9 protein-coding genes are annotated in these 11,739 nt (G+C 69.1%); 8 read left to right on the forward strand and 1 reads right to left on the reverse strand.

The window, feature by feature from the left end; all coding sequences use genetic code 11:
• Positions 1-7 precede the first annotated feature (7 nt).
• From Pcatena_RS01825 to Pcatena_RS01845, 5 genes are all read left to right on the forward strand, one after another.
• The gene (locus Pcatena_RS01825; RefSeq protein ID WP_126421101.1) at positions 8-793 is read left to right on the forward strand and encodes an amino acid ABC transporter ATP-binding protein; all 786 of its coding nucleotides are present in this window, start codon (positions 8-10) and stop codon (positions 791-793) included.
• A gap of 255 nt (positions 794-1,048) precedes the next feature.
• Complete coding sequence (locus tag Pcatena_RS01830; RefSeq protein ID WP_126421103.1) at positions 1,049-1,723, forward strand: response regulator transcription factor; 675 nt, start codon at positions 1,049-1,051, stop codon at positions 1,721-1,723.
• A gap of 174 nt (positions 1,724-1,897) precedes the next feature.
• Entirely contained in the window at positions 1,898-3,208 is a 1,311-nt protein-coding gene (locus tag Pcatena_RS01835) for a S1C family serine protease (RefSeq protein WP_126421105.1), read from the forward strand.
• A 285-nt stretch (positions 3,209-3,493) separates the two neighbouring features.
• Positions 3,494-5,656: an NAD-dependent DNA ligase LigA gene (ligA, locus tag Pcatena_RS01840; RefSeq protein ID WP_126421107.1), complete on the forward strand. Its 2,163-nt coding sequence runs from the start codon at positions 3,494-3,496 to the stop codon at positions 5,654-5,656.
• On the forward strand, positions 5,649-6,524 hold the full coding sequence (locus Pcatena_RS01845; RefSeq protein WP_232619873.1) for a tyrosine-protein phosphatase: 876 nt from the start codon (positions 5,649-5,651) through the stop codon (positions 6,522-6,524). Before ligA ends, Pcatena_RS01845 begins: the two co-directional genes overlap by 8 nt.
• Before the next feature lie 54 nt (positions 6,525-6,578).
• Here the strand turns inward: Pcatena_RS01845 and Pcatena_RS08275 are convergent, their stop codons facing one another.
• Positions 6,579-8,675 (reverse strand): DUF3825 domain-containing protein, encoded by a 2,097-nt coding sequence (locus tag Pcatena_RS08275; protein WP_126421110.1) that lies wholly within the window; start codon positions 8,673-8,675, stop codon positions 6,579-6,581.
• Between the two features lie 147 nt (positions 8,676-8,822).
• Here Pcatena_RS08275 and pepT point away from each other — a divergent pair, with 147 nt between their 5' ends.
• The 3 genes from pepT to Pcatena_RS01865 all read left to right on the forward strand — a co-directional run bounded on the left by pepT (position 8,823) and on the right by Pcatena_RS01865 (position 11,540).
• Positions 8,823-10,085, forward strand: a complete 1,263-nt coding sequence (pepT, locus tag Pcatena_RS01855; RefSeq protein WP_126421112.1) for a peptidase T — start codon at positions 8,823-8,825, stop codon at positions 10,083-10,085.
• A 123-nt stretch (positions 10,086-10,208) separates the two neighbouring features.
• Positions 10,209-11,009, forward strand: coding sequence for an HAD family hydrolase (locus tag Pcatena_RS01860; protein ID WP_126421114.1), 801 nt, complete (start codon positions 10,209-10,211; stop codon positions 11,007-11,009).
• A gap of 9 nt (positions 11,010-11,018) precedes the next feature.
• Positions 11,019-11,540: an aminoacyl-tRNA hydrolase gene (locus tag Pcatena_RS01865; protein WP_126421116.1), complete on the forward strand. Its 522-nt coding sequence runs from the start codon at positions 11,019-11,021 to the stop codon at positions 11,538-11,540.
• The last annotated feature ends 199 nt before the right edge of the window (positions 11,541-11,739 follow it).

Below are 11,739 nucleotides of genomic sequence, written 5' to 3' on the forward strand. Positions count from 1 at the left end.
AAAGACCATGGCAGACAACACGCAGTCCCAGGCCGCGCAGGTAACCGACGACAACGAGGTCGTCGTCTCCATCCGCGACCTGCACAAGACCTATGACGGCGAGACGGTCATCCTCAAGGGCATCGACTTGGACGTCCACCGCGGCGAGGTCGTCGTGGTGCTCGGCCCCTCGGGCTCGGGCAAGTCGACGATGCTTCGTTGCGTCAACCTGCTCGAGACACCCACGAGCGGCCAGATCGTGTTCGAGGGACAGGACATCACGGCCAAGGGCGTCGACATCAATGCCGTGCGCCAGAAGCTGGGCATGGTGTTCCAGCAGTTCAACCTCTTCCCGCACCTGTCGGTGAAGAAGAACGTCATGATCGCGCAGGAGAAGGTGCTCAAGCGCAGCCCCGAGGAGGCCGAGCGCATCGCCGTCGAGGAGCTCACGAAGGTGGGCCTGGCCGAGCGCATCGACTTCATGCCCTCCCAGCTCTCCGGCGGCCAGCAGCAGCGCGTCGCCATCGCCCGCGCCCTGGCGATGAACCCGCACGTCATGCTGTTCGACGAGGCCACGAGCGCGCTTGACCCCGAGCTCGTCCGTGACGTCCTTGGCGTCATGCGCGACCTCGCTCGCGAGGGCATGACGATGATCGTGGTGACCCACGAGATGGGATTTGCGCGCGACGTCGCGGACCGCGTCGTGTTCATGGACGGCGGCGTCATCGTGGAGCAGGGCACGCCCGAGGAGGTCTTCGACCATCCCAAGAGCGAGCGCACCAAGGAGTTCCTTGGCAACATCAAGGACGTGTAGGGACCAGAGGGGACGTTAGGACCAGAGGGGACGGGTTCGTTTGGTCCCACTTTGGTCCCATGCCCAGGGGGCGCCAAAGGAACCCGTCCCCTTTGGCGCCCCCCTGGCGCTCGTTGGTAACGAGGCGGTAACGCATGGTCTCCTCTTTGGACCATTGGCCGATACGGACGCCATAATCGTGCTAATCTCTATTGACATAAGCGCAGGTGAGTAGGTCAGGGGCGCTCTGCGTCCCAAGGACACGGGAGCACCCTCATGCACCACAAGAAGGTCCTTCTCATATCGCGGACGACGCGTCTCCACGATCGCATGCGCGAGCTCTCCCACGAGCTCGACATCTCGGTCCTGCTGGCCACGCCCGACACGTTCGGCCAGGCAATCACGAGCACCGCAGACTTCGGCCTCGTGACGCTCGACCTCGCCGGCGTCTCCGACGACCTTGCGTCGCGGGTCTCTGCCTACTCCGCCGAGAACGGCTGCATCCCCATCCTGCTCGTGACCGACGAGGACAGGCTCGGCCAGCTTCGCATGCCCGTCCAGGGCCGCAATGACTTCATCCTCGCCGGCGCCGGCGCGGCCGAGTTCGAGGTGCGCATGACGCAGCTGCTATGGCCGGGCGAGGAGAACACCCCGAGCGACATCGTCGTCATCGACAACATGACGATCAACCTGGCCACCTACCAGATCACGATCGACGACAAGCCCGTCGACCTCACGCTCATGGAGTACTCGCTGCTGAGCTTCCTGGCCACGCACCCCTCCCGCGCCTACTCGCGCGAGACGCTGCTGCACCGCGTGTGGGGCTTCGAGTACTGCGGTGGCACGCGCACGGTCGACGTGCACATCCGTCGCGTGCGCTCCAAGGTGGGTCCGCAGGTCGCGAGCCACATCGTCACGGTGCGCGGCGTGGGCTACCTGTTCAAGCTCTAGCCGGGACGGGGGCGGCGCCGGCGGGTCTCGCCTTTGTCTCTCGACTTTTCAGATTGCTGCAAGCGTTATTGCGCGCGGGTGGTCTTGGGCCGCCCGTGCGTTCTTTTCAGCTATGTGGGGTACAACGACAGTGACAAAAGCCGCGGCCGAGGGCCGCCATCCAAAGGAGTGGACATGTCCGACACGTTCGTTTCCGGCGCTCCGGTGCCTCCGCAGGGCCCACGGCCCCAGGCTTCCCAATCGCAGCAGCCCAAGCGTCCCAAGAAGCCGCATCCCGGCCTGCGCTCGCTGCTGTTCGGCCTTCTCGGAGGCGTGATCGGCGCCGTGGCCGTGGTCGCCGTGCTTGTCGTGGGAGGCTTCGTTGCGATGCCCTCCTCGGCCACGTCGGGCAAGACGGGCTCTAGGGGCACGACGTCTTCGAGCCAGACCGTGACCGTCAACTCGGGCGACTCCACCGACACCACGCTTGCGAACGCCGTGGCCCAGAAGGCGCTGCCCTCCGTGGTCTCCATCAACGTCACGACGAGCGACGGCGAGGGCGTGGGCTCGGGCGTCGTCCTGGACACGGATGGCAACATCGTCACGAACTACCACGTCATCGAGGGGGCGCAGTCCATCAGCGTCTCCACCGGCGATGCCAGCTATGACGCCACGGTCGTGGGCTCCGACGAGTCGAGCGACCTTGCCGTCATCAAGATCGACGCCGGCGACGCCGCGCTCACGCCCATCGAGGTGGGAGACTCCAGCACGCTTCAGGTTGGCGACTGGGTCATGAGCCTGGGCAGTCCGTTTGGCCTCGAGCAGTCCGTGTCCACGGGCATCGTGAGCTCGCTGTACCGCTCCACGATGCTGCAGAACACCTCGGGCAACACCATCTACACCAACCTCATCCAGACCGACGCCACCATCAACCCCGGCAACTCCGGCGGCGCGCTCGTGGACGACGAGGGCAAGCTCGTGGGCATCAACTCGCTCATCGAGAGCTACTCGGGCTCCAGCTCGGGCGTGGGCTTCGCGATTCCGGGCAACTATGCCGTGGAGGTGGCCCAGAAGCTCATCGCAGGTCAGACCGTGACGCATGCCTACATCGGCGGCTCGTTCCAGACCGTGACGGCGAACAACGCCCGCAGCAACAGCCTCTCGGTGAACCAGGGCGCCTACGTGGCCGAGCTTGCCGATGACGGCCCCGCGGCACAGGCCGGCATCCAGAAGGGTGACGTCATCACGGCGCTCGATGACGAGGAGATCACCAGCTCCGACGCCCTCGTGCTGGCCGTGCGCTCCCACAGCGTGGGAGACACCGTGACCGTGACGCTCATGCGCGGCAGCAAGCAGATGCAGGTGCAGGTGACGCTTGGCTCTGACGAGGCGCTCCAGCAGCAGCAAGACAGCGACAGCTCGTCGCAGGGGTCGCTTCTCGAGCAGTACCTCGAGCAGTATGGCCAGCAGCGTGGCGGCTCGGAGGATGGCTACAGCCGAAGGTAGGCTGAGCAATGACGGGGCGGGGCGCGCGTGCGTCTCGCCCCTTTTTTGTGGCGGCGAACGGGACCCCGTTCCGGGCCCGCCGCGCCGCCTGTCGTGCCGATCGTCCCCAACTGGCCCGTCGCGCCGCTTGTCGCGCCGATCGTCCCCAATATCAGGCCTACGGCCCTGGTTTTGGGCGCGTCTGACACGATTTGTGCGAGAAGGGGCATCCAAAGGTCGCTGCCGGGCTTTCGCGGCGCGTGCGGTACCATTTGGGGTCGCACACATCGAGGACGGGAGACACGCATGGCGAGTGGGAACGCGCAGGTTGAGGGACAGGCATCGCTGTTTGGCGATGAAGACCGGCTGGCCGCCTCGCCGCGCGCCCGCGCCGCCGAGCTCAACCGCCTGCTCAACATCTACGCCTATCGCTACTACGCGCTCGATGACCCCGTGGTCACGGACGCCGAGTTCGACCGCCTCCTTCGCGAGTTGCATGCCATCGAGGAGCTGCATCCCGAGCTCGTCTCGCCCGACTCCTACACCCAGCGCGTAGGCGGCTACGTCTCCGACCAGTTCGAGCCCGTGCGCCACGCGCAGCGCATGTACTCCATCGACGACGCCATGAACCTTGCCGAGCTCGACGAGTGGCTCGCGCGCACGGACGAGGCGCTTGGCTCCACGCCCGAGCACCCGGTGGCCTATACGTGCGAGCTCAAGATCGATGGCCTGGGCGTGGCGCTCACGTACCGAGACGCCCAGTTCGTGCGCGCCGCCACACGTGGTGACGGCACGACGGGCGAGAACGTCACGGCCAACGTGCTCACGATCAAGGACGTGCCGCACGCGCTGGCGCCCGAGGGCCTCGCGAGCGTGGCGGACGCGGGCCTCGGCCACTCGGTTGAGGTGCGTGGCGAGGTCTACATGCCCAAGCACAGCTTCGTGCGGCTCAACGAGGGCGCCGACGCCGCCGGCCGCGAGCCGTTTGCCAACCCGAGAAACGCCGCCGCCGGCAGCCTGCGCCAGAAGGACCCCAAGGTCACGGCCCACCGCGACCTCGAGACGTTCATCTACGCCGTGGCAGACGAGGCTCCGCTGTCCGTTACCACGCAGTGGCAGTTCCTGCAGTGGCTGCGTGCCTGTGGCTTCAGCGTGAACCCCAACGCCGCCCGCTGCACGAGCGCCCACGAGGTGCACGACTTCTGCGCCCGCGCGCTCGCGCACCGCGAGGAGCTCGACTATGACATCGACGGCGTGGTGGTGAAGGTGGACTCGTTCGCGGGACAGGAGGCGCTTGGCTTCACGGCGCGCGCGCCGCGCTGGGCCATCGCGTTCAAGTTCCCGCCCGAGGAGAAGCGCACGGTGCTGCGCGAGATTCGCATCCAGGTGGGCCGCACGGGCGTGCTCACGCCGGTCGCGGAGTTCGACCCGGTGCTCGTCGCCGGCTCCACGATCGCGCGCGCCACGCTGCACAACATCGACGAGGTGCGCCGCAAGAACGTCCGCGTGGGCGACACGATCGTCGTGCACAAGGCGGGCGACGTCATCCCCGAGGTCGTGGGCCCCGTGCTTGAGCTGCGCCCTGCGGACTCCGTTGACTTCGAGATGCCGGCGCTGTGTCCCAGCTGCGGCAGCCCCGTCGTGCGCGAGGAGGGCGAGGTGGCCTACCGCTGCGTCTCCATCGACTGCCCGGCGCAGGCCCACGAGCGCCTGTGCCACTGGGTGAGCCGCAAGGCCATGGACATCGACGGCCTGGGAGACGAGCTCATCGGCAAGCTCGTGGCCGCGGGCCTCGTCTCGGACGTCGCGGACTTCTATGACCGCCTCACGGCCACGGCGCTCGCCGGATGCCCCACGGGCCGCGTGAGCGTGGCCGGCGACGACATCCTCGTGGGCAAGACCATCGCCGCCAAGGTGATGGAGCAGGTCGAGCAGAGCCGCCGTGCGGGGCTGGCGCGCGTGCTGTTCGGCCTGGGCATCCGCCACGTGGGCGAGCAGGTTGCGCGCTCCATCGCCCGCGAGTTTGGCTCCATGGGCGCGCTCATGGAGGCCGATGAGGAGCGCATCGCTGCCGTGGAGGGCGTGGGGCCCAAGATCGCCCACAGCGTGCGCGAGTTCCTCTCCGTGCCCGAGAACCTCTCCGTCATCGAGCGCCTGCGCGAGGCGCGCGTGAGCCTTGAGGAGCAGCGCTCGGCAGACGAGCCGGCACAGACGCTCTCCGGCCTCACGTTCGTGCTCACCGGCACGCTCGAGCGCCACAAGCGAGACGAGGCAAAGGCGGCGCTGCAGGCGTTTGGCGCCAAGGTCTCCGGTTCCGTCTCCAAGAAGACGAGTTACGTCATCGCCGGTGCGGCGGCAGGCTCGAAGCTCACGAAGGCCCAGCAGCTGGGCGTGCCGGTGCTCGACGAGGATGCGCTCGAGCAGATTCTGGCCACCGGCGAGGTGCCGGGAGGCGAGGACGATGAGTAGGCACGTGGACACGGTGGACGAGAACGGCCTCAGCGTGCGCGTGCTCGCCGGAGACGCCCTGCCGGGTGGCACGTCGGCGCGCGGCGACCACTACCGGCCCGTCGCCGGCGAGATGGACGATCCGGCGCGTCCGCACTTTGGGCGCATCGACTTCGAGCGCCTGCCCAACACGCGCGACCTTGGTGGCCTTCCGGCCGCCGACGGACGTCGCGTGCGCCCGGGCCTGCTCCTGCGCAGCGGCCTTCTGTGCTGGGCGAGCGACGATGACCTGCGCCGTCTGCGCGATGACTATCGCCTGCGTGCCGTCGTGGACTTCCGCGACGCCACGGAGCTCGCCGAGACGCCCGACCCCATGCGCCTTCTGCCCGAGGCACGCCTCGTCCACGCGGACGTGCTCAACCGGGTGTACGAGGGCGTCACGCAGAGCGCCGAGGCGCGCCGCAGGTTCCAGCGCCTCAAGGACGACGATGACGACCCGGCGGGGTTTCTCGCGGAGTTCTATCCGCACCACCTCACGTCCGAGGCGGGCATCAGGGCCTATGCGCTGTTCATCCGCACGATCCTCGAGACGGACGACGGCGCCGTGCTGTGGCACTGCCACGTGGGCCGCGACCGCTGCGGCATGGGCTCCATGCTCATCGAACACATCCTGGGCGCGCCCATGGCCGCGATCGAGGACGACTACCTCGCCACGAATCTCTACACCGACGAGCCCACGACCCTGCGCGCAGACGCCAACCTGCGCTTCATCCGCGTGGCCGTCGAGGCGCTGACGAGTCAGTGGGGCGGCATCGGCGGCTACGTGCGAGACGCCCTGGGCGTGAGCGACGCCGACGTCTCCGAGCTGCGTGCCCGTTACCTGGAATAGAAGATGGGGCCGCCAGGCTGTGACCGGCGGCCCCATTGCCGTTGAATGCGGGCCCTACGCGAGGACGTCTGCGGCGGCAAGCCAGGCGGGGGTCTCGGCGCTCACGACGCGCGCGCATGCGTAGGCGCGAGAGGGGCTCACGACGCTCGTGGCCTGGTAGGCGCCGGACGGCATGAGCTCGAGCGCCAGCGCGCAGTCGACGTGCGCGTCGTCCACGAGGGCGAGCGGCAGGAGCAAAAGCATGCGGTCGCGGGCGGCGTCGTAGGCCGGCGCCACGTGACGGTAGCTGCGCTGCGCCCGGGCGCGGGACAGGGCGATGGCATCCTCGAGCGCGCGGCAGGCGCGGCGGTAGCGGCCCGGCTCGTCTGCGATGGCGCGGGCGAGGGCCTTCACGGCGCGGGCGTGGTCTGCGGGTGCCTGAGCCTGGCCAAGGCTGCCGAGCAGCGGCTCCGCATCGCTTCCGGCCACGAGCTGGGAGAGAAAGCCGCGGGGCAGGCGGTCGAGGCCCGCGGAGAGCAGGGAGCGGTAGTCGGGGATGACCATGGCGCTCGCGCGCATGGCAACGTCATCGATGCTTCCCAGGTAGCTGGCACGCGCGGGCAGCTGCGGCAGCGTGGCGGAGAGGCGCGCGCCCAGCTCGCCGGAGCCGGCCGTGGCAAAGCCGTCGAGGCGCCAGGGGATGTCGGTGCCGGTGGGGGAGAGGACGGCGTAGAGCTCCTCGTCCATTGGCGTGGCGAGGCCCGTGTCGAACGCGGCGAGCGAGCCGTCGGCGGCAACGGCGAGCGCACCCATGGCACGCACGCGGGCGAGCGTGGAGGCCAGGTAGTCGCGCAGGGCCCCGTAGCGGTTGGCCTTGCCCACGCCCTCGCCGGGGTAGTTCCACTTCTCGGGGGCCGCGGCCGTCGCGAGCGTGCCGAGCGTGCCCTCCCAGGTGCCGATCTCCATGAACTGCGCGAGGTCGCGGACGGGGTCTGCGGCGTCGCTGGCCCTCGCGCCCGAGAGCTGCGACCAGCAGCCGCCCTCTGCCTGGGGCAGGCCCTCGATGCCGGCGGCCTCGTGGGCGCTGCCCGTGCCGTCGTCGCCGTCTACGAGCGTGAGCTGCCAGCGGCGGGCGTCGCCTGCCTTGGCCTGGCGGCGGATGGTGACAGTGAGCGGTGCGGAGCCGTCCTCCTGCAGGTAGCGCAGGGGAAACGTCACGAGGTTGCGCGAGCCGGACGCCGTGCCCGTGGCGCGGGCCACGCGAAGGTCCTCGTCGAGCACGCGGTTGATGTCGGCGTCAAAGGGCAGCAGGCGCGTGAGCAGGCCGAGAATGGCCGGCTTCACGGACACCTCGTCGGCGAAGGAGCGGGGCAGGTCGTCTCGCGTGCGCGGCGCGGTGGCAACGGCGCCGGGGTCGGCTGCCGCCGGCGTGGCCGGCTTGGGCGTGGGCTCGGGAGCTGGCTCCGGCGCGGCGGGAGAGGGCTCCGGCTCGGCGGGCGTCTGCGCGGCAATCTGCTCGAGGATGGAGGGGATGGTGACGGTGGTGCCGGGGTCGGTTGTCGCCGTCGCGGGCTCGGCGGATGCCTTCGGCGCGGCCTGCTCGACGGGCTCCTCGGCCTTCTTGGGCTCGCGCTCCGGCTGCGGCTCGCGCTCCGGCTCCGGCGCGGCCTCGACCACGGGGGCCGGCTCGACGCTCGCCTCGGCCTGCTCTGTGGGCGTGGGCTGCGGCTCGGCCGTCTTCTTGGCTGCCGCCTCGGGCTTGGGCTTGGGCTGCGGCTCGGGCTTGGGCTCGCGCGTCTTGGGGCGCACGGGCTTCACGGCGCCCTTCTTGCGCTTCCAGGGCTTGCCGCCCTTGCCCGCGGGCTTCTTGGACTCCTCGGCGGCGGCGAGCGCATCGTCCCAGTCCGCGCGCGGCGTCACGGTGACGTAGTGGCGGCCGCCCTTGAACGTCGTGAGCTGGCAGAAGTCGGCCAGCTTGGAGAAGAGCGCCTCCGCGCTCTCAAAGCCAAGGTTCTCCGGCGTGAGGCCCGCCTCGGCGAGCACCTCGAGCACGCGAGGCATGAACACCTGCCTGCCGCATCCCACGGCCTGCCTGAGCAGCGCGTACATATAGAGCCTGTTGGCGTCCGTGAGCGTCACGGGGCCATTCTCGACCAGATGCTTCTTTGACATGCTGTGCTCCTAAATCCGTGCGCGGTCCGGGCTGGCAAGGGGGCCGTCCCGTTGCCGGCCCGGGCGAGATTGTCTGCCCACTAGGCTATCACGATGCCGCTCGCGCGCGGTATAGTCGAGGCGTTTGACCAGCCCTAAGGAGGACCCATGCCCGGATACACCCCCAAGTCCAGCGACGTGCTCGAGCGCTTCCTGCGCTACGTGCAGGTTGACTCCCAGTCCGACCCCCACAACGAGGACGAGACGCCCTCGACCGCCTGCCAGCGCAACCTCGCCCGCCTGCTCGCGAGCGAGCTCGCCGAGCTCGGCTGCGAGGACGTCGCGCTCACCGAGCACGCCTACGTCACGGCCTCGCTGCCCGCGAGCGCCGGCGCCGAGGGCCTGCCCGCGCTTGGCCTCATCGCCCACGTGGATACGGCGCCCGACGCCCCGGCAAGCGGCGTGCGCCCGCACATCGTGCGCTACGAGGGCGGCGAGCTCGTCCACGGCGAGCGCGACGGCAAGCGCGTCGTGACGACGCCCGAGGAGCTGCCGGCCCTGCTGCGCCACGTGGGCGAGGACCTCGTCTGCACGGACGGCACCACGCTGCTCGGCGCCGATGACAAGGCCGGCGTGGCAGAGATCGTCGCCCTCCTCGCGCGCCTCGCCGCCACGCCCGAGCTGCCGCATCCCTGCATCAAGGTCGCGTTTGTCCCCGACGAGGAGATCGGCCACGGTGCGGCGCTGCTCGACCTCGACGCGTTTGGCGCCACGTGGGCCTACACCGTTGACGGCGAGGAGCTCGGCGAGTTCAACTGGGAGTGCTTCTCGGCCAGCCAGGCCACCGTCACGGCCCACGGCGTCGAGGTTCATCCCGGCAGCGCCAAGGGCGTCATGGTGAACGCCATCACGCTGCTGCGCGAGTTCGACGAGCTGCTGCCGGCGGCCGAGCGCCCCGAGCACACGGAGGGCTACGAGGGGTTCTTCCACCCCATCGAGATCTCCGGCGGCTCGGGCGAGGCCACGCTCACCTACATCGTCCGCGACTTCGACGCCGAGCGCTTTGCCGCGCGCGAGCAGCTGCTTCGCGACTGCGCGGCCTTCCTCAACCAGCGCTATGGCGACGGCACCGTGACGGTTGAGGTGCGCGAGCAGTACCGCAACATGGTCGAGCGCCTGCGCGGCATGGACTTCCTGCGCGACAACGCGCTCGACGCCATGGCGGCATGCGGCATGGAGCCGCGCGTCGTGCCCGTGCGTGGCGGCACGGACGGCGCCCAGCTCACGCTGCGCGGCCTGCCGTGCCCCAACCTGCCCACGGGCGGGTACAACTTCCATGGCGTGCGCGAGTTCATCCCCGTGCGCAGCATGGAGCTCATGGTGGATGCGCTCGAGCAGCTCGTCGGGCGCTTCGCGGTGCCGCAGGAGTAGGGCGGCCGCGGCCTTGGCGTGATTCTCGCCCGGGTCGCCCTGCGCCGCCGCCCGACGGCTGGCCGCGTCCGCTGGCCCGTCGCGCTTCTCGGCCACGTTGGCTCCAAAAACGAAGGGACTCACATGATCAAGCTCATCGCCTCCGACATGGACGGCACGCTGCTCGACGAGAACTCCCGGGTGCCGCCCGTGACCTTTGGCCTCATCCACGAGCTTCACGAGGCGGGCGTGCACTTTGCCGCGAGCTCGGGGCGGCGCCTCGACACGCTGCACGAGTTCTTTGCGCCCGTCGTGGACGAGATGGACTTCGTGGCGAGCAACGGCGCCCAGGTCACGGTGGCAGGCGAGCTCATCGACCGCGAGGTGTTCTCGCACATCGGGCTGCGGCGCCTCAAGGAGACGGTTGAGCGCTTCGACTGCCTGCACATCGCCCTGTTCGACCGCACGCGCAGCTTCCTGCTCGACGACGAGGACCGCTTCGAGCGCGAGATCGACAAGGACCTGCTCTCGGCCGTGCGCGTCTTTGACGTGCCAGACCCCGAGGTGAACATTCTGAAGGTGTCCGTCTTCTGCGACACGCCCGCCTACACGATGGACATGGCCTACGTGCTGCAGCGCGAGCTGGGGGACTGGTTCGTGTTCGCGCCGTCGGGCTCCAAGTGGATCGACGTCATGCAGATGGGCGTGAGCAAGGCGTCGGGCATCCAGCAGATCATGGGGCACCTGGGCGTCGACGCGAGCGAGGTCATGGCGTTTGGCGACGCGATGAACGACTACGAGATCCTGCGCCTCGTGGGCCATCCCATCGCCATGGGAAACGGGCGCTACGCGGCGAAGCAGATAGCAGAGCGTGTCATTGGCACCAATGCGGAGCAGGCCGTTCAGGCAGAGATGAGGCGCGTGCTCGCGAGCATGCGCGGTTAGGGGGACGAGATGGCATCGGCGGCGTTGGCTTCGAGGGAGACGAGCTCTGCGGACGCAAGGGGCGAGGTGGGCGGCCCGATCGTGCGGCAGTACGTGGTCGTGGACCGTTCTCTGGGCATGAGCGCGGGCAAGCTCGCGGCACAGGTGGCGCATGCGAGCGTGGCGGCGCTGCTCGCGGGCACGCAGCGTTACGTGGAGCAGGGAGACGCCGGCGTGGCGCCCATCGGCCTGGAGTGGGGTGGCAGCCTGGCGCGAACCTCCATTGACGCCGACGTCCTCGCGGCGTGGGTGCGCCAGGGCGAGCCCAAGATCGTGCTGGCCGTCGATGGCGAGCGCGCGCTGGCATCGCTCGTGAACCGTGCGGAGAGTCGCGGTCTCATGGAGGGCATGGACTTCTTCTGCATCCGCGACGCATGCCGCACCGAGCTCACGCCGGACGCGAGTGGCAGTCGTTGGACGTGCGTGGGCTTTGCGCCCATGGACATGGAGACGATCGCGCCCGTCACGGGCCAGCTGCCGCTGTATCGGTAGGACTGGTTTCTTGGGGTTGGTCTGCCGGCCGGCGGGGCGCTTGCGCCTCTCCGGCCGTTCGTTTTTGCGAATCCGCAAAAACGAGTAGAGGTTCGTGCGTTGAGACGCGGGCTGATGGCAGAAAAGGCATCATGTGTGCGATGGTGCGTGGTCTCAGGCTCTGCTTGTGGCTTTCGAGCTCCTAGTTTCCGAACGAATT

It is taken from the genome of Parolsenella catena (assembly GCF_003966955.1).
Taxonomy (GTDB): domain Bacteria; phylum Actinomycetota; class Coriobacteriia; order Coriobacteriales; family Atopobiaceae; genus Parolsenella; species Parolsenella catena.